This is a genomic window from Acidobacteriota bacterium (genome assembly GCA_018268895.1).
Lineage (GTDB): Bacteria > Acidobacteriota > Terriglobia > Terriglobales > Acidobacteriaceae > Edaphobacter.
Window position 1 is genome coordinate 1 of the sequence record JAFDVP010000011.1, and the last position, 17,715, is coordinate 17,715.

General features: G+C 61.6%; 14 protein-coding genes and 1 rRNA gene. 3 read left to right on the forward strand and 12 right to left on the reverse strand.

Features of this window, described 5'->3' with window-relative positions:
- The 4 genes from JSS95_13340 to JSS95_13355 form a co-directional block, all read right to left on the reverse strand.
- Positions 1-385 (reverse strand): 16S ribosomal RNA (locus tag JSS95_13340); the annotation flags it as partial.
- A 1,080-nt stretch (positions 386-1,465) separates the two neighbouring features.
- Positions 1,466-2,959 (reverse strand): M48 family metalloprotease, encoded by a 1,494-nt coding sequence (locus JSS95_13345; protein ID MBS1800794.1) that lies wholly within the window; start codon positions 2,957-2,959, stop codon positions 1,466-1,468.
- A 305-nt stretch (positions 2,960-3,264) separates the two neighbouring features.
- Entirely contained in the window at positions 3,265-3,957 is a 693-nt protein-coding gene (locus tag JSS95_13350; protein MBS1800795.1) for an NAAT family transporter, read from the reverse strand.
- Positions 3,958-4,149: 192 nt separating this feature from the next.
- Positions 4,150-5,142 carry an exostosin family protein gene (locus tag JSS95_13355; protein ID MBS1800796.1) on the reverse strand — a complete coding sequence of 331 codons (993 nt, stop codon included), beginning with the start codon at positions 5,140-5,142 and terminating at the stop codon, positions 4,150-4,152.
- A 265-nt stretch (positions 5,143-5,407) separates the two neighbouring features.
- On the opposite strand from JSS95_13355, the gene JSS95_13360 reads away from it, so the two are divergent.
- Complete coding sequence (locus JSS95_13360; protein ID MBS1800797.1) at positions 5,408-6,349, forward strand: branched-chain amino acid transaminase; 942 nt, start codon at positions 5,408-5,410, stop codon at positions 6,347-6,349.
- Between the two features lie 193 nt (positions 6,350-6,542).
- On the opposite strand, the gene JSS95_13365 is transcribed toward JSS95_13360, so the two are convergent.
- Positions 6,543-7,238, reverse strand: a complete 696-nt coding sequence (locus JSS95_13365) for a glycosyltransferase family 25 protein (protein ID MBS1800798.1) — start codon at positions 7,236-7,238, stop codon at positions 6,543-6,545.
- 263 nt (positions 7,239-7,501) lie between these two features.
- On the opposite strand from JSS95_13365, the gene JSS95_13370 reads away from it, so the two are divergent.
- A complete protein-coding gene (locus JSS95_13370; GenBank protein MBS1800799.1) occupies positions 7,502-8,452 on the forward strand; it encodes an SDR family NAD(P)-dependent oxidoreductase in 951 nt (316 codons plus the stop codon).
- Positions 8,453-8,665: 213 nt separating this feature from the next.
- Here JSS95_13370 and JSS95_13375 read toward each other — a convergent pair whose 3' ends face one another.
- Positions 8,666-9,274, reverse strand: coding sequence for a hypothetical protein (locus JSS95_13375; protein MBS1800800.1), 609 nt, complete (start codon positions 9,272-9,274; stop codon positions 8,666-8,668).
- Complete coding sequence (locus JSS95_13380; protein ID MBS1800801.1) at positions 9,175-10,608, reverse strand: sigma-54-dependent Fis family transcriptional regulator; 1,434 nt, start codon at positions 10,606-10,608, stop codon at positions 9,175-9,177. Before JSS95_13380 ends, JSS95_13375 begins: the two co-directional genes overlap by 100 nt.
- 528 nt (positions 10,609-11,136) lie before the next feature.
- Here JSS95_13380 and JSS95_13385 point away from each other — a divergent pair.
- Positions 11,137-12,186, forward strand: coding sequence for a sigma-54-dependent Fis family transcriptional regulator (locus JSS95_13385; GenBank protein ID MBS1800802.1), 1,050 nt, complete (start codon positions 11,137-11,139; stop codon positions 12,184-12,186).
- A 221-nt stretch (positions 12,187-12,407) separates the two neighbouring features.
- On the opposite strand, the gene JSS95_13390 is transcribed toward JSS95_13385, so the two are convergent.
- The 5 genes from JSS95_13390 to JSS95_13410 all read right to left on the reverse strand — a co-directional run bounded on the left by JSS95_13390 (position 12,408) and on the right by JSS95_13410 (position 17,687).
- Positions 12,408-13,301 (reverse strand): hypothetical protein, encoded by an 894-nt coding sequence (locus tag JSS95_13390; protein ID MBS1800803.1) that lies wholly within the window; start codon positions 13,299-13,301, stop codon positions 12,408-12,410.
- A 261-nt stretch (positions 13,302-13,562) separates the two neighbouring features.
- A complete protein-coding gene (locus JSS95_13395; GenBank protein ID MBS1800804.1) occupies positions 13,563-14,717 on the reverse strand; it encodes a glycosyltransferase in 1,155 nt (384 codons plus the stop codon).
- Positions 14,714-14,872, reverse strand: coding sequence for a hypothetical protein (locus tag JSS95_13400; protein ID MBS1800805.1), 159 nt, complete (start codon positions 14,870-14,872; stop codon positions 14,714-14,716). The genes JSS95_13395 and JSS95_13400 overlap by 4 nt, the downstream gene beginning before the upstream one ends.
- Positions 14,873-15,240: 368 nt before the next feature.
- Complete coding sequence (locus tag JSS95_13405) at positions 15,241-16,587, reverse strand: glycosyltransferase (GenBank protein ID MBS1800806.1); 1,347 nt, start codon at positions 16,585-16,587, stop codon at positions 15,241-15,243.
- On the reverse strand, positions 16,584-17,687 hold the full coding sequence (locus tag JSS95_13410) for a hypothetical protein (protein ID MBS1800807.1): 1,104 nt from the start codon (positions 17,685-17,687) through the stop codon (positions 16,584-16,586). The genes JSS95_13405 and JSS95_13410 overlap by 4 nt, the downstream gene beginning before the upstream one ends.
- Positions 17,688-17,715 lie beyond the last annotated feature (28 nt).

Consider the following 17,715-nt stretch of genomic DNA (forward strand, 5'->3'; position numbering starts at 1 on the left):
GGCGTTGCTGCGTCAGGGTTTCCCCCATTGCGCAAAATTCCCCACTGCTGCCTCCCGTAGGAGTCTGGACCGTGTTTCAGTTCCAGTGTGTCCGTGCGCCCTCTCAGGCCGGATACAGATCATCGTCTTGGTGGGCCATTACCCCGCCAACTAACTAATCTGCCGCGAACTCCTCTTCAAGCGCATTGCTGCTTTGACCCGTAGGTGTTATGCGGTATTAGCTGAGATTTCTCCCAGTTATTCCCCACTCGAAGGTAGATGATTCACGTGTTACTCACCCGTGCGCCACTGTACTCACAGACCGAAGTCCGCTTTCTCGTGCGACTTGCATGTGTTAGGCACGCCGCCAGCGTTGATTCTGAGCCAGGATCAAACTCTCGTTTAATCTTGGTGTGTCCGCTCCCAGGACGGAGGTCCGGGAGTCAGACGCCTCCAACCGCTCGAAAGGGTTGGAGGATATAACTAGTGAGAATGACTAAACCAAATTCCAAATCATCTCACGACTGGCACGTTCAACTATGTTGTCAAAGATCCTGACTGCATCCACACTAGGCGGGCAGCTTTGGATCAAGGAACTATCCGGCTCGAAAGCCTGGATCGTGTCCTCGAACTTGATGCGCTGTTTTCGTCTTTGTTTTCGCTGCTTTAGGGCGATCATTCAGCCCTTTCCATTTACCGCTCAGCAGCGTTCGACGTTTTAGCGAACTTTTTGAGATTATCGAAGTTTCGATCTCGTGTCAACTCGTTTTTGAAGTTTTTCGAGATTTTCTTTTCTCGAAGATCTTCGTTGCAGTTGACTCTGTTCACTACGCGCAAACTATCAAAATACCGTAACGGCGCAATATGGGCCGCGAAGCCTGGGCTTCTTCTAACTAATTGCAGTGGCTTGGGTTTGGAATCGGCTGGCCCTTGGCTCATGCCGCGATCAAACGCTTGGACTGCGCTCCGACTTACCTTGACCTTAGAGTTCAGGTGCGAAGCTCTTTGCTACTCACTGAGAATATCGTGCTTTCCACTTCCGTGCAAGCCGACAACTCAATGCGACTTCCTGAGAGTAACAGCGATACCGCATGGCTGCAACCGCCGCTGCCTGTTAAAAACTGCTTTTATCTGTCGAAAAGCAGGTTCTGTCCAGTAAAGACGCTGACTTTATCCGTCCTACCAGAGTCGATTTTTAATGCGCGGCCGAGGGCAAGACGGTTCGAGCTTCGCTCGAATGCCCACATCTGGCGCGATAGAGCTGCGCCGAAGATGGGGCACCCGGTTATTACCGTCAAGATCGGTGCCTCGCAAGCAAAAGCGTACCCCAGCGGCTGAAGCCGCTCTTCGCCAGCGGATCGTTGCGGCACGGCTCAAGCCGTGCCCTTAAGCAAAAGCGGTTCGAGCTTCGCTCGAATGCCCACATCTGGCGATGAAACCGCCAGATGTGGGCACCCGTTCTCACAAGCGATCGTGGCCGGCCCGGCTACCGCACGCGGAAGCTCTGAAGCATTGAGTTGTAGAGCGGTTTCAGCGTCTGGTAGTCGGGTTCGGGGGAGACGAAGACGATGTAGCTGACCGCTCCGTCTGGCCTTGCGATGGTCACCAGCAGGTCGCGCTCGGCGACTGCGTTGTTGCCATCGGTGATGGGCGATTTGCCGCGCAGCTCGACGGCGTTGGCAGGTTGTCCGCCGACGGTAAGCGTGGTCAGCTCTCCGGCCTGCTGCATGCCTCCGTTCTGCTGGCTGAGCTGGCGCGCGATGGCGGAGGTTGCCTGGGTGAGCGCGTTCTGGTCGCGGACGGGGCTCTGGAACTTCGCTCCGTCGACGATGGCCCCGTAGGCGATGCCCGACTGCCCTGCCCCGTTTGGCGGAACGAAGGCGACGTTGCCGTTCTGGCCCTCGCCCTTCTGCCAGCTTGAGGGATAGTTCATGGAGAAGGTCGCCCCCCGATAAGCCGTCATGCGGTCGTTGAGGCCGAGCGAGGCGCGGGAGAGCCTTCCGACAGAGCCGCCCTGATCTCCGGAGGAACCGTTGCTCGGAGCTGCGGCGGGAATGATGGTGGCGGGGCCGCCGGGGAGGAGAGCGTATTTGCCGCTGCTGCGCCAGGCCCCGGCTTCGACCTCCTCGGAGTTGTAGGTCTTCTCCTTGACGGAGAGAGCTTTGGCGCGGGTGAAGGCGGCGGAGGTCACGGTGGGGTTCGAGCGCTGCGGAAGGCTGGCGATCTCGGCAGTGACGTACTGGGTACGGTTGCCGGGGTTGGGGTGGTCGGAGAAGATCTGCGCTCCGCCCTCGCCGTACTTGGCCTGGATGATCTCGAAGAACTGGACGAGGCCGCGTGGGTCGTAGCCTGCGTCGTAGAGGATGTCGGTGCCGAGGAGGTCGGCCTGCTTCTCGTCGTCGCGCGACATGCGGAGGAAGCCGAGTCCGGCGACGGCTCCGATGCCTTGCGAGGCCATGGAGCCGAGCGCACCGTTACCGAGGAGGACTCCCGCCGCGAGCTGGCCGAGTCCGGCCCACATCCTGGGCGCCTGCTGCTTGGTCAGGTTGCAGGTGGAGTGGCGGAGGACGACGTGGGAGAGCTCGTGGGCCATGACTCCGGCGAGCTGGGCCTCGGTCTCGGCGGCGTTGATGGCTCCGAGGTTGACGAACATGGCCCCGCCGGGAAGGGCGAAGGCGTTGATCTCGTCACTGGCGACGACGTGGAAGTTGAAGGGCCAGCGGTAGCCGGGGGTGACGTTGACGAGCTTTGCGCCGAGGTTGCGGACGTACTGCGAGACGGGGGAGTTGTCGGGGAGAACGGGCATCTGCTTGAAGACCTCGGCGGCAACCTTGGCGCCTTCGGTCTGCTCCTGCTCGACGGTGTAGGAGTTCTTGCAGGGCGGCGGGACCTGGAAGCGCGCCCATGCCGGGGTTGCAGCTCCGGCGATAAGCAGTGCGAGTGCAACAACCAAATGTGTAAACCGCTGCCGGTAAATCATGATCGACCGCCTTCTCGTTAGTGGTTCAAAGCCTGCACCCCTGTGTGATGCTTCGGGCTTGATCTTTTATAGCTCCATCGGAGGGGTTTTTGCATGTGGCGGGTACTTACGGAAAGGCGGTTCGCGCTTTGCGCGAATGCCCACCTTAGCCCGCCTGCGGCGGTCGAAGATGGGGCACCCGCTGGCGGTGTCAATCCACATCTCAGAACGAGATGTGGGGCACCCGTCACTCGGGGTTATACATCCCACCCTTCGCGATGAAGCTGCGAAGGATGAGGCACCCGGGATGTCGTGTATGGCGAATCTCAGGAGGGCTTTGCGATGATGCCGAGGTCGGCTATGCCGTTGACGAAGTACTGCACCGCGAGAGCCACCAGCAGCAGGCCCATGATGCGGACGAGGATGCGAATGCCGGTGTCGCCGAGCATCGTAGCTACCTTGTCGGAGTTGCCGAGCACGAAGTAGCAGATGACGGCGGTGATGAAGATGGCGCCGAGGATGGCGGCCATCTGCCACATGGTCTGCGCCTGGCCGACGAGGACCATGACGGAGGCGATGGCTCCGGGGCCTGCGAGCATGGGGATGCCGAGGGGCACGATGCCGGCGTCCTCGGCGTCTTTTTTGCTGGCGGCGGCCTCGGTGTCGCCGGTGGCCTCCTGCGTGGGGGATCGTTTGGCTTCGAGCATGTCGAGGCCGATGAGCAGAAGGATGACTCCTCCGGCGATCTCGAAGGCAGGCAGGGTGATGCCGAACATCTTGAAGATGTACTGACCGGCAACGGCGAAGGCACTCAGGAAGATCAGTGCCGTCAGCGAGGCCTTGCGGGCGATGCGTTTGCGGCGCTGTGCGTCGGAGCCGGAGGTGATGGCGAGAAAGGTGGGCAGCGCGGCGAAGGGGTCGACCAGGAAGAAGATGGAGCTGAGCGCAAGGACGGAGAAGCGCACGTAGATGGAGTGTTGCAGGCCGGAGAGCGCCGTGAGGTGGGGGTCGAAGGCCACGGCTTATTGTGACACGAGGGGAAAGTTTGCCTGGGTATGGCATGCGGTGGCCGTCAAGCCACATCTCAGAATCGAGATGTGAGCACCTGGCACCCGGACAGTCTTTACCCCAGGGGCTAAAGCCCTGTTCTATGGGAGCTTGAGAGGCGGTTCGCGCTTTGCGCGAGCACCCGGCTTGTGGGTTGAGCGTCTCTACTCTGCGTCGAGTTGGGCGTTTGCGGATGGGCGGTTGCGCAGGATCTGGGTGCTCCAGAGGGCGAAGGCCTTGGAGGCGTCGCGCAGGCGGCGGGTGAGGCGGAGCTTCCATAACATGAAGCCCCAGAAGGGTTGAATCCAGCGCTCGGGGATGCGCCTGCGTTGCCTGATGCGTTCGCAGAGATCGACGATGTGGTTGAAGGCCATGGGCGAGGAGAACCAATTCTCGTAGGCCTCGCGGGCGAGACGGCCACGTTGTTCGCTTTCGTGGGCGTGGCGGTCGAGAATGCGGGCGAGGCTTGCGAGCCTGCGCTCGGGGACGCGGAGGGCGAAGCTGTCCCAGTCGGGGCCATGGGGCAGGATGTAGCGGTCGGAGAGGATGACGGGAGCGACGCCCATCTCCATCACCTCGAAGAGGCGGTAGGAGCCTGCGCTGGCTCCCTTGGGGCAGAGGGCGAAACGACTGGCGGCGATGGTGGCGGCGTACTTCTTCTGGTGCTCGTCGCGGCCGGGCTGTATCTCCCAGTGGTCGTAGTGGGAGGTGTCGCGGATGAAGACGTCGGGGCGGCGGAAATCGATGCGGAAGAGGCGCTTGCGCAGAAGCGAGCTGGAGCGTCCGGCGAAGGAGAGCAGGTACTTCTTCCCGGCCTCGAGGGGCTGTACGTTGGGGTTGGGCCAGTCGATGAACTTCTGGCTCTCGCAGCGGTTGAGGCGGAAGAGGCGCGGCCGGGTGGCGCTGGCGTAGACGCCGGGAAGCAGCGGCGCGAGAATGTCGTCGTCGTTGTAGACGAAGGTCTTTTCGGGATAGAGGCGGGGCAGGGGGTTGTCGACGACGCCGTCGCCGTAGAAGGACCAGCGGCCTACGAAGAGAATGAGGCCGGCCTCGGCGGGGTCGTCGACGAGGACATGCCTTTGCGGCGATGCCTGGCGATGAAGCTCCAGCATGGCTTCGTAGGTGCTTGGAAGAAGACAGACAAGGTGTATTTTCATCCGTCAGTTGTCCTGCGCCGGAGTTCCCCGATGGCCGCGGGCGGGAAGTTTGATGAAGATAGCATGGGACGGGTCGCGGAGTGGATGGCTGGAAAGTGGGATGGGGCCGGGGGTGGTGGGCGGCAGGGTCCGCGCTTCGCGCGAATGGGCTCCCGGGGCGTTCCTCCATCCCGCCATCTCAGAATCGAGATGCGGTGCACCCCGCACCCGGATTGGTCGCGCTTCGGGAAGCCGCTATAATCGAGGTTTAGGCACAGGAGCGAACATGCCCGTACAAGCGACAGCGAACATCTGGCACAACGGAAACCTCATTCCCTGGGACAAGGCTCAGATCCACGTGATGAGCCACGTCGTCCACTACGGCTCCTCGGTCTTCGAGGGGATCCGCTGTTACAAGCAGCCTTCGGGCGCTGGCGTCTTTCGCCTGACCGAGCATATGCAGCGGCTGGCCGACTCGGCGAAGATCTACCGCATGCCGCTTCCCTACACAGTCGATCAGCTTTCGGCCGCCGTGGTTGACGTGATCGAGGCCAACGGGGTCGCTCCGTGCTATATCCGGCCGATCGCGTTTCGCGGCTACGGCGAGGTGGGCGTAAACCCGATCAAGTCGCCGGTCGAGGTGTATATCGCGAACTTCCCGTGGGGCAAGTACGTCCCGGGCAACGACGGCGCGGATGTGTGCGTGTCGAGCTGGTCACGGCTGGCGCCGAACACGATGCCGTCGCTGGCGAAGGCGGGCGCGAACTACATGAACTCGCAACTGATCCGCATGGAGGCCGAGGTCAACGGCTACTCCGAGGGGATTGCGCTGGACGTAAACGGCTACCTGAGCGAAGGCTCGGGCGAGAACCTGTTCCTCGTTCGCAACGGCGTTCTGTATACGACACCGCTGGCGAACTCGGTGCTGAGCGGCATTACGCGCGCCTCGGTGATTACGCTGGCCAAGCAGCTTGGTATCGAAGTGGTCGAGCAGGCGCTGCCGCGCGAGCTGCTCTACATCTGCGACGAGGCCTTCTTCACGGGCACCGCCGCCGAGGTGACGCATCTGCGCTCCGTCGATCGCATTCTGGTGGGCGATGGCTCGATGGGGCCGGTCACATCGGCGCTGCACGAGGAGTTCTTCGCGATCGTCAACGGCCTGAAGGCTGACCGTTATAACTGGCTGACACCGGTCAATGTGAAGGTCGCGGAGCCAGTCGGCGCGTAAGCGAATCGACTTGAAGCATGATGTGAAGGGAGCCGGTTGAGCCGGCTCCCTTTTCAGTCTTATCTCGGCTTTCCTATGGGGTAGCACCGAAACCGGTGCTTCGGAAGGACAGCAACCTCTTTGAAATTTCACATCTAAAGCGATTGAGCGCGCCTTCGGCCCTGTCCTCTACACCTGTGAAAGCCGCTACAGGCTATTTGATGGCGCGTTTGACGCGGCGAGCCATGCCGAGCAGCTCTCGCACAACGGGAATGCTTTCATAGCGCGACGCCGAGATATCGCTGCGCGAGCTGCGCTGCCATCCGAGAGAAGGCGAGGCGAGTAACGTCGCGATGTCTGGATTCTGTGCGCGAAACATGGAGTAGGCTCCGTCTACGTGCTGCGGGCCGCCGAGAGGGTGGCCGTCGGGACGCGACAGGACCTGCTCAAGGAAGTGGACCAGGCGCTCGAGGGTGCCGCGATCGATAGCGAGGAAGTGCGCGGTCATCAGAGGACCAGTCCAGGGAACGAGAGCGAAAGAGCTATCGGGCGTCGAAAGCTGCTGGATGTGTCCGAGGTAGAGGAAGCCCCAGGCGTCGCGCTCGAGGAGACGGAGCAGTTCCGGCGTCAGGAACGGAAGATTCGGGGAGAAGTCGAGGTCGTCTTCAAAGATGAGAACGTTGCGTGCTCCAGCGTCGAGCGCCTGCTTGAGGACGTTGTAGTGGCTGAGGAAGCATCCTCTTGCTCCGAGGCTGGGCCACTCGCCCTGCTCAGTCACTTTGACGGCCGGAAAGAACTCGGCGGAGAGGTTGAACTTCTCCAACTGCGTTTCCATCTCGCGGCGACGGTCGCGACGCTCGGGAAGATTGATAACAACAATGCGCTCAAAATAATCGTTGAGGGTAGCCATGCGAATCGGAGAAGAACCAACCTTTTATGTATGAGATATCGAACTACGGATGTGGCTGAGGAGAGGGCTTCATTCTCACATGCGACAGATAAAACAGCAAATATATTCGCGACGTTACAACAGATGAGGAGCGTTTTCTACGTCGATGAGACATCGTTCTACGGTGCAACGACATAACTCTTTTTACGTAGATGGAGGGGACACAACCGTTACGGGCCTTGAGCTACTCTTAAGCTGAAGCGCATCAACGCCTGGGAGATGGAATGGCAACGATACTGATCACGGGAATCGCAGGATTCATCGGGTCGAGCATAGCGCGTGCTCTTGTCGCGGAAGGCGCGCATGTGCGTGGGCTCGACAACCTTTCGAGCGGATCGCCGGCGAACCTTGAAGAGATTCGCAAGCAGATCGACTTTCGCCACGCCGACGTGCTGGACAATGACGAAGTACGCGCGGCGATGAAGGGCGTGGACTACGTCTTTCATGAGGCGGCGATTCCCTCGGTCCCGAAGTCGGTGAACGACCCGGTGGGCACGAACGGGCCGAACCTTACGGGGACGCTGAATGTGCTGGAGGCGGCGCGGCAGGCGGGCGTGAAGCGGCTGCTGTATGCGGCCTCCAGCGCAGCTTACGGCGACAACCCCACGCTTCCGAAGACGGAGATGATGCTGCCGGAGCCGATCTCGCCGTATGCGGTGCAGAAGGTGGCGAGCGAACATTATCTGGCGAGCTACTACAAGGTGTATGGGCTGGAGACGGTGGCGCTGCGCTACTTCAACGTCTTTGGGCCGAGGCAGGACCCTTCGTCGCAGTATTCGGGCGTGCTGGCGCGGTTCATCTCGCTGATGCTTGCGGGTGAGGCGCCGACGATCTACGGCGATGGCCTGACGAGCCGCGACTTTGTCTACATCGACAATGTGGTGAGCGCGAACCTGCTGGCGGCGAAGGCCCCGCGAGAGAAGGTTGCCGGGAAGATCTTCAACGTGGCCACGGGAAAGCGCACGACGCTGCTAGAGGCGTTTGCCGAGGTCAAGCGCATTACGGGCTTTATGGGTGAGGTGAAACATGAGGCCGAGCGCAACGGCGACATCAAGCACTCGGGCGCTTCGATCGCCGCGGCTGAAGAGGCCTTTGAGTATAAGGTGATCGCCGGGCTGGGGTATGGGCTGGAGAAGACGATCGCGTGGGCACGGGAGTCGGTGCCGGTGGCGTAGGGTACTCAGCATGTGTCCAGCCGGCCGCCTGTTACTTCTTGTCATCCTGAGCGGAGTGGTTCGCGTTGTTGCGAATCCGGAGTCGAAGGATGACAAAGCTAAGGTGGCAGTCATGGGGCTCGCTGCGGGATGACAAGAGTGCGAGAAAGCGGCTGTTCCTTGAGAGATGAGAGGAGAACGTACAACTCGCCCTACTTCCTACTCCCTACAAAACTACAGCTTATGCAGGTTTCGGGGTGGGTTGCGCATGCCTAGTACGTGGAAGTCTTTCAGGCCGCGTTTGTTGACGTAGACGAGGCGGTTGTTGCCGTTGGGGTCGGTGGGGATGAGGAAGAAGCCTTCTTCGAGGACGTAGTCGCTGGTGTTGGAGATGATGCCCTCGATCATTTCGCCGTCGGTAAAGCAGACGCGCACCCAGAGCCCGGGGACGACAGGGACATTGAGGTGGAAGTGGAGTGCCTTGTGGCGCTCATCGCCGTCGAAGGTCTTGACGAAGAAGACGGCCTTGGCGTCGTGGGTGGTGACCTCTTCGACCTCGCCGGTGTCGATCAGCTTGAGACGGATGGTGTCGAGGGGCGCGTGGGGGTCGTTCTGGAGGAGCTGCTCGATGGAGCCGAGGTCTTCGAGGCGGACGGTGCCGCGGACGATGCGATCTTCAAAGCGGACGACGACGCGGTAGACTCCCTCGGACGTAGCTGCGGCGACCGCGGCGATCTTGGCCGCTACGCGCGATCTTGCGGAGACAGATCGTATTGCTTGATCTTGTAGAGCAGAGCCTTGTAGCTGATCTGCAGATCGTTTGCCGCCGCCTTGCGGTTCCATCCAGTCCCCTCCAACACCTGTGCAATCGCAGCCGCTTCGGCTCCGCCCTTTAGATTTTTTACCAGCGCCTTGAGTCCTGCGCCATTGGCGGCTTCGATAGGAACACCCGCAGATACCTGTGCACTGGGTGCGGGAGCGAGCTCGTCGATGATGGAGCGCTCGTCGGCGAGGACGAGATAACGGTTGACGACGTTCTCCAGCTCGCGCAGATTGCCGGGCCAGTTGTGGGACTCGAGTGCGGCGATCAGCCGCTCGGAGAACGGCAGCGGCTCGCGGCCGTAGCGGCGCGCGCCCTTGCGCATGAAGTACTCGGCCAGCACGGGAATCTCTTCCTTACGGTCGCGCAGGGCGGGAATGTTCAGGGTAAAGCCGTTGAGGCGGTAGTAGAGGTCTTCGCGGAAGGTCTTGTTCGCCATCGCCTCTTTCATATTGATGTTGGTGGCGGCGATGACGCGGACGTCGACCTTCATGGTGTTGCGGCTGCCGAGGCGCGAGAAGGTCCCGTCCTGGAGGACCTGGAGAAGTTTGGCCTGGAGGAGCGCGGGCATCTCGCCGATCTCGTCGAGGAAGATGGTGCCGCCGGAGCAGACCTCGAACTTGCCGGGCTTGGTCTTGACGGCCCCGGTGAAGGCTCCCTGCTCGTAGCCGAAGAGCTCGCTTTCGAGCAGGTCGGCGGGGACGGCGGCGCAGTTGACCTTGAGGAAGGTGTTCTGGCTGCGCGAGGACATCTTGTGGGTGTAGAGCGCGAGGATCTCCTTGCCGGTTCCGCTCTCGCCGAGGATGAGCAGAGGGATGTCGGCGCGGGCGACGAGGGCGGCCTGCGACTCGAGGTCGCGCATACGCTTGCTGGAGCGGACGAAGGAGTGCGTCTCGTTGAGCGGGATCTCGCGCAGGGAGTCGGATTCGGGCATCTTGCCGTCGGCGGGAACGAGGTGCTCCTCGATGGTCTCTTCGATGTCTGCGCCGACGAACGGCTTCATGACGATGGCGCGCACGCCGAGACGGATGGTCATCTCGAGGTCGCGCAACTCAGCCGAGCAGGAGAGGACGATGACCGGAAGCTGGGGCCTGGCGCAACGGATGTCCGTCAGCAGGGGCATGGAGTCCGTGCCGGGGTGCAGGGCAATCAGCAGGATGTCGGCCCTGTCGTTCTGATTGAGTCGGTCCAGAAGCGACTGCTCCTCGGAGAAGAGGTTGAGGGCATATCGATCGCCGAGGGTGAGCCTCAGGTATTCGAGCACCGCGACATCCGGCTCCAGGATCAGAACCTGAGGACGTGACTTGGCACTGGAATTCGCAAAGTTAGACATCGGGTAAGACAACGAAGCAGACATGGGCACCCCTGTATAACCAGACAACACTGGAACCAAGCGATCGTTTTGCTCTTAAATGAACGATCTTTTACTGATTGAAACTATGCAGTTTCGAAGTGGGGAGTGCTTCGCAACTTTGTTCTGTAACGAATTCTAGTTCGGAATATGCAAAGTGTGACACAAAAATGTTAATAATTTTGCCGACAAAAGGGAAAAATATTTACCACTCACCAACCATGGTTTCCCGTTTGCTATCGATATCGGACGAAGGCTGAAAGTGGAAAACTGCCGAGGCGGCCCTCGCGGCTATTTTTTTTGAGCGAGCCACTAACTGGGGCATAGGCAAAGGATAAGAGGGATTTACCAGTCAGATTCCTGGCGCTTCACCTGTTTTTCCACTCTAAACGGCAGGGTCTTCCTCATTTTCAGCGAGAGTGGTGCCTTACGTGCTGGAGAACTAGCATTGCACCATTTTGCATCTATGCGCTGAGACAGGAAGACACCTTGGTTCAATATGCTGAGTCCGCTGTTGCGAACAACCTTCCGCCGATGGAAATTCTCTTTGGCAAGACTGCTGCCATGCAGGCCGTTCGGAACAAGATCGAACGGGTTGCTGAAACAGATGTGCCTGTCCTGATCCAGGGAGAGAGTGGAACGGGTAAGGAGCTCTGTGTCCAGTTGCTTCATGCGCTGTCCCTGCGGACGCGCGGCGCACTGGTTAAGGTGAGCTGCCCGGCGATACCGCACACATTGCTGGAGACGGAGCTTTTCGGCTATGAGAAGGGCGCGTTTACCGGCGCCATGAACACGAAGCTGGGCCGGGTGGAACAGGCCCACAACGGAACGCTGTTTCTGGATGAGGTGGGCAGCCTGGACCTGAACGTCCAGTCGAAGCTGCTGCAGGTGTTGCAGGATGGCACGTTCACGCGGGTGGGCGGGCACGATTCGCGTTCGATCACGACGCGCCTGGTGACGGCAGCCAACGGCGACCTGAGAACACAGGTGGAAGCCGGGACATTCCGGCTGGACTTTCTCTTCCGCATCAACGCGGTGACGATCAATCTTCCGCCGCTACGGGAGAGGATCGCCGACCTGCCGGTGTTGATCGACTACTTCATCGACCACTACTCCAAAACGTTCGACCACACGCCGGAGCTGCTTTCAAAGAGCGCGATCCGGCTGATGCAGAACTACCACTGGCCGGGAAACATCCGCCAGTTGGAGAACCTGGTGAGGAGCTATGTGCTGATCGGCAGCGAAGAGGCGCTGGTCTCGGAGCTGATGCCGGAGCAGAAGAACGGCGGCATCACGACGGAGATCGACCTGAGCGCGCCGGTCTCGCTCAAGAACATTACGCGGCAGGCGACGCACGACCTTGAACGCCAGATCATCCTGAAGGTGCTGCAGGCCAATAGCTGGAACCGGCAGAAGACGGCAAAGTGGCTGCAAATCAGCTATCGCTCGCTGCTGTACAAGCTGAGCGAGGCGGGGATGCCTGAGGTTCCGCCGCGGCCGATTCGCGTGAACAGCATGAGAAAGCCGGGCGAGAGCGTGAGAACCTCGATGTCGACACCGGCACCGCGAACGCGGCTTTACTAGCAGCCGGTGCGGCTCAAGCCGTATCCACCTTCACGAAGCAACCGCAGGTCGTTCGACTCCGCAAACCGCAAAAGACGCGACTTGCTGCGCTCAGGATGACACTGCTTTCCTTTTACAGAGTGATGGAGTGGGAATGTTCTGCATCCCACCCTTCGCGATAGGCCGCGAAGGATGGGGCACCCGAACGTTTTTACATCGCCCCTCCGAAAGAAGTCCCGGGTTCACTTTGGCATGGGGATGGAGAATGTTCTTCGGGCCCCGCGGTCGGCGATCCAGATCGCGTCTTCGGCGGGCTCGACTGCGGTTGGCGTCTTCAGACCTTCTTTGAGAGTGGCGACGCTTCCCTTCTCTCCTTCAATGCTAATGGCAGAGATTCTCCCGCTGCCGCTTTCAGCTACAAAGAGCCTTCCATTCGCCGCACGCATACCATCCGGTCCCTTGATTGGATGATCGAGCGCGATATCGACTGGCTGCCCTGCATGGCCGTCTGCATCGATAGCGATACGGAAGAGGTGGTCCGTGAAGACGTTGTCGACGTAGAACGTGCCATCGAGAAAGGTAATGCCGTCGACACCGATGAGGTCCCGGCGCTCCAGAAGCAGTTCGGCAGCGGAAGCAGACGGCTGCAATCTGAAGATTCTGCCGTTGACGGTGTCGGTGATGTAGAGCGACTTGCCGGGGCCGATCGCAAGATCGTTGCACATGCTGCTGTCGCCCGGCAGGTTCCAGCGGAACTTCGGCGCACCGGTGGAGAGATCGAAGCCACGAAGAGCGGAGTGCAGCCGGGCTGGAGTCGTGTCCGGTACCGGAGTGAGCTGGCAGGTCCACAAGGTCATGGTTGGGGCATCCGCCAGGACGCCGAAGAAGAACGTTCCCCTTCCCTCTGTGCGGGCATCGATGAACGTTTCGGGGGTGGATGCAGACGGGTTCATCCTGTAGACAAATGGCGAGCTTGCGCTGCCAACGAGCAGCATGCCGCCGGGAGCCATGGTCAGGCTTTCGGGCTGCGACCGTTTATGAGAGATGACGGTCTTGATAGCGAAGGCGGCCAGCGCCAGCGCAATGAGTCCAGCGATAGAGATGGGGAGACGTCGCGTATGGGGTTGTATCGGCATCGCCCAAAGGATAAGTGATTGTTTTGAGGCAGCGTGCACAATTTGTCATCCTGAGCGGAGGGTTCGCGCTTTTAGCAAACCCGGAGTTGAAGGGCCTGCATTTTCCAGTGCCCGGTAGATTCTCGTCAGGAAAAAATGCAGGTCCTTCCCATTCGGCTTCGCTCAGGGCAGGCGCTCCGCTCAGGATGACAAGGTTTGGGAAGGCAGGATGACAGGGTATTGGCACGCCCGTTTCGATCAGCGTGACATAGGCGCAGATTTTTAGACACTGCGACGTGCGATCTTACGCAGGATTGCTTCGACGTCTGCGCTGACATCGGCCCATCCTCTGTTGTGTTTTTGCGAGATCGCGTCGGCGTTCCAGCTCTGGCCCAGCACGTGGTCGAGCGCGGCTTCGAGCGCGGCGGCGTCGCGGGCGGGGACGAGCTGGCCGTCGCGTTCGTCCATCAGCTCGGGGATGCCGCCGACGTTGGTGGCGACGACGGGGCGGCCTGAGGCGAGGGCCTCGATGATGACGTTGGGGCAGCCTTCGCGATAGCTGGGCAGTGTGACGAGGTCGGCGGCGGCCATCCAGTTGGCGACGCCATCGGTGGCGCAGGAGGGCATGATCGTGATGTGCTCCGATGCGCCCTGGGCGGCGATGGCATCGGCGAGTTGCTGGCGGGCGGGGCCGTCACCCACAATGTAGCAGTGGGCGCGAGGACGCTTTGTGTGCAGAGCCGCGGCGGCGGCGACGAGTTCGCCGAGGCCTTTGGCCATGTCGAGACGGCCGACGTAGACGATGGCCTCTTCATCAGCGGCGACGTTCAACGCGATGCGGGCAGCGGCGCGGTCGCGGGGGTGAAAGATGGTGGTGTCGCAGCCGTTGAGGATGGCGCGGCTGCGTTCTTCGGGTGCGCCGAGGCGGCGGGCGGTCTTGAGAAGGTCGCCGCTGACGGTGACGGTGAAGTCGGCGTTGCGCAGGACGCGGCGCGTGAGGCCTTCGCAGAGCGGAGGGATGACGTTGAGATCGGTGCCGATGGCGGTGACGACGAACGGCACCCTGAGCGCGCGAGCGACGCGGAGCGCGGCGTCGCCATCGGGGTAGACGATGTAGTTGAGGATGATGTCGGGGGCGTAGGCGCGGACGCTGGGGAGGATGCTGCGCGCGGCGGACCATCCGTTAAGCGGACGTGAGATGGCGGGGAGCGCGGGGTAGCGGATGTATCGGACCTCGACGCCTGCGGGGCGGTAGCTGTAGTCGATGCTGCGGCCGGCGCGGCTTTTGGGCTTGAGCAGCGGAGGGTACTCGCTCTCGGGGTAGAAGACTTTGACGTCGCAGCGTGCAGCGAGGAACTTCAGCGTCTGGTAGGCGGAGTGGCCGGCCCACGGCTCGGGCGAGGTGGGAAAGTAGCGCGTGATGACGGCGACTCTCATGGCTTGCCTGCCGGTGTGCCGTTGCGGGCGGGTGCGTGGGAGAAGCGGTTCGCGCCTTCGCGCGAATGCCCATTCATGCCGCGATAAAGCCGCGTCATGAATGGGGCACCCGGCCTGGTGGCGTTGCGGAGATGTTGGTGGGGCCGGATGGACATAGGTGCAATTGTGACGGGGTTGAGGTTGTGCCGGAAAAATACAGGTCCTTCGACTTCGGCTGCGCCTTCGCTCAGGATGACAAATCTTTTTTACATTGCGATCGAGTGGTTCAATACGAACTCGATACTCACTACTATATGTTTACATTCGTCATAGCGGTGTTCGCAAAGCTATAGCGCGGGCCTTCAGCCCTCGTACCGTGGTGTTGGACTCAAACCTGGGGCTTTGCCCCAGGCTGGTATAGTGTGGGCCTTCGGCCCTTGACCGTGCTGTACTATCTCGTCGTTAAAACAGCTATCAGTCTCGTCATTAAAGCAGCTAATCAGCCTGGTCGTTAAAACGGCTATCAGTCTCGTCGTGGAAGCAGTTATAAAGTGCGAAGGAGTTGGGCGTATCGGGCCGCGAGCGGACGGCGATGGTAGGCGGCGATGCGCTCGTAGTCGGGCTCGGGCGCTTTGGATGCGGGGTCGAGGGCTTCGCGGAGCATCTGGCGGATGGCCTCGGGATCGGATGAGTCGGCCCAGCGTCCGGCGTGCGTCTCCTCGAGCAGGCGGCGGACATCGCCGTCTGAATGTACGGCTCCGAGGATGGGCTTGCCTCCGCCGAGGTAGTCGTAGAACTTTGCGGCTACGTTGATGCGGTCGTGGGTGATGAGCAGGAGGTAATCGGTGTCGCGGATGGCGGCGAGGGCCTCGGCCTGGGGAACGAATCCTTTTAGCTCGACGGTGTCGCCGAGAGAGAGAAGCTGCTCGCGGTAGGCGGGGGTTTCGATGTGGCCGATGAAGCGGACGCGGAGGCGCGCGCGGAGGTCGGGGGAAAGGCCTTTGACCGCTTCGACGAATGTGCCGGGAGCGGTGGAGCCGTAGACGGTTCCTATATAGGTGAGGACAAGTTTTTGCTGAGGCGTGCGGGTTGCGGAGGTTGCGGACTCAGCCGATGGCGGAGGTGTGTCGTAGCCGTTGGGTATGCAGAGAAATTTTTCTTTGGGCACGCCGGGGTAGCGCGACTGCAGCTCTCGGCGAGCGGCCTCGGTGACGAGGACGATGGCGGAGGCGTCGCGGACGGCTTCGGCTTCGGCTTTGTGCGCGACCATGCGCGCGCGGCTGTTGCTGTTGAAGCTGACGAGGTCGAGCGTGGTGGTGAGCCACTCGTCGCGGAAGTCGACGACAATGGGCAGCGCGGGAAATATCTTGCGGAGCCGCGTGGCGAGCCGGACGCTGGAGAACGGCGGAACCGTGATGACGACGGCGTCGATGGCGCGTTTGCGAATGATGCGCTCGGCGGCAGGGAGCGCGAAGGGGAGCCAGCCGATCTGCGGGTCGGGGAGGAGGAGGTTGGCGATCGCCTGCTTGATGGGATTGCCGGAGGGCTTTGTGGCGGGGACGCGAAATGCGGGGGTTCCTCGGCTCCCTTCGGTCGCTCGGAATGACACTTCATTGGATGGCGATGGTTTGGCCTTGCCTCCGGTGACAGCCTTCTTGACGGACTTGCGCAGCCAGAAGGGGAGGTCGAGGGTCCAGGTGCGGTGCACGGCGACCTGGCCGGGGACCTGCCGCAGCAGCGAGAGGTCTTTGCCGACGGCGGGGGCGTTGCGCGCGGTGAGCACATCGACGCGGACGCCGTCTTCGGGCAGATACTTTGCCAGCGAGAGGGCGCGGAGGACGCCGACTCCTCCGGCGGGCGGGAACGAGAAGGTGATGAGCAGCAGGTTCAAGAGCGTCCGGCTCCGATGGCCTGGGATGCGGCGTCTGGGTTGGGCGCGTTCGTCAACAGTGGCCCGGGCTGGAGAGGGCCGGTTTGGGCCTCGACGGCGCGAAACATGTCGTAGGCGCTGGCCCAGTGCAGCTCAATGTCTTCCTGCTGGGCGAGTTCGTGGAGCCAGCGGAACATCTGCTCGAGACCGCCGGCGCGGGTGGGGGTTCCGAGCAGGGCGTCGGCGTTGTCCTCGCGCGCGCCGTGGGTGTAGAGCTTGATGAAGGCATCGTCGCCGACCCGCGGGGCGCGGTCGAGCCAGAGCTTTGCGCGCTGGGCGGTGGGCACATCGTTGGCGGCGATCTCGCCCATCTCGACGCGGGGAAGGAGGCGGCCGCCGAAGCGCAGGCCAACGGGGCCGGTGATCATGAGCAGGTCACCCTGTGTGCCGCCGCCGGGGGTGGCTTCGACGCCGTAGTCGTAGGACTTGGGGCGGGGGGTCTGCGTAGCCCAGTAGATGCGGTTGATGGTGTGTCCCTGGGTGGGCGAGGGCAGCGAGGGCATGGTGAAGTCGGCGTAGCAGCCGAGGTCGCGCAGGAGGGCGAGCTCGCCGGGGACGCCGCAGTGGATGCCGTCGGGGCGCGAGTTGTCGAGCGCCCAGTTGCCGTGGATGAAGCCGAAGACCAGGCGTCCGTTGTGGGTGTGCAGAAGGCCGTGGTCGTTGCGCAGGCAGCGGCAGAAGTCGCCCATCTTCTGGACGAAGCCCTCGCGGGTCTCCTGATGATGATGGATGTGGACTTCGACGTCGCCGATTCCCTGCCGGGTCATCTCGGCCAGCGGGGCGAGCAGCTCGGCGCGATACTCCTCCTGCGGATAGAAGAAGCTGTAACAGGGGGACTTACCGGCAGCGTCGCGGGGTGCGGCATCGGCGATGCGCGGCCAGGCCTCCTGCCAGCGGGCAACGCGGTTGAGGGCCTGCTCCATGGAGACGCGGCCGCCCAGCGGCTCGTAGTGATCTGTAATGGCAACCCATAGACGCTTTGGCCGGGGCCGGCGCAGTTGACGGGCGCGCTCTTTGAGGTAGGCCGGGAGCCAGATTTCAGCGTGACGGGGAAGCTTCATAACAAGTTAAAGACACAGCCCACTTTAC

What these genes read in the sequence shown, in the direction of transcription:
- JSS95_13360 (MBS1800797.1), top strand. Translation starts at nt 5,408, where the DNA reads ATGCCCGTACAAGCGACAGCGAACATCTGGCACAACGGAAACCTCATT.
- JSS95_13355 (MBS1800796.1), bottom strand. Translation starts at nt 5,142, where the DNA reads ATGAAAATACACCTTGTCTGTCTTCTTCCAAGCACCTACGAAGCCATG.
- JSS95_13370 (MBS1800799.1), top strand. Translation starts at nt 7,502, where the DNA reads ATGGCAACGATACTGATCACGGGAATCGCAGGATTCATCGGGTCGAGC.
- JSS95_13375 (MBS1800800.1), bottom strand. Translation starts at nt 9,274, where the DNA reads ATGGAACCGCAAGGCGGCGGCAAACGATCTGCAGATCAGCTACAAGGC.
- JSS95_13390 (MBS1800803.1), bottom strand. Translation starts at nt 13,301, where the DNA reads ATGCCGATACAACCCCATACGCGACGTCTCCCCATCTCTATCGCTGGA.
- JSS95_13345 (MBS1800794.1), bottom strand. Translation starts at nt 2,959, where the DNA reads ATGATTTACCGGCAGCGGTTTACACATTTGGTTGTTGCACTCGCACTG.
- JSS95_13365 (MBS1800798.1), bottom strand. Translation starts at nt 7,238, where the DNA reads ATGGCTACCCTCAACGATTATTTTGAGCGCATTGTTGTTATCAATCTT.
- JSS95_13410 (MBS1800807.1), bottom strand. Translation starts at nt 17,687, where the DNA reads ATGAAGCTTCCCCGTCACGCTGAAATCTGGCTCCCGGCCTACCTCAAA.
- JSS95_13395 (MBS1800804.1), bottom strand. Translation starts at nt 14,717, where the DNA reads ATGAGAGTCGCCGTCATCACGCGCTACTTTCCCACCTCGCCCGAGCCG.
- JSS95_13385 (MBS1800802.1), top strand. Translation starts at nt 11,137, where the DNA reads ATGGAAATTCTCTTTGGCAAGACTGCTGCCATGCAGGCCGTTCGGAAC.
- JSS95_13400 (MBS1800805.1), bottom strand. Translation starts at nt 14,872, where the DNA reads ATGTCCATCCGGCCCCACCAACATCTCCGCAACGCCACCAGGCCGGGT.
- JSS95_13380 (MBS1800801.1), bottom strand. Translation starts at nt 10,608, where the DNA reads ATGTCTGCTTCGTTGTCTTACCCGATGTCTAACTTTGCGAATTCCAGT.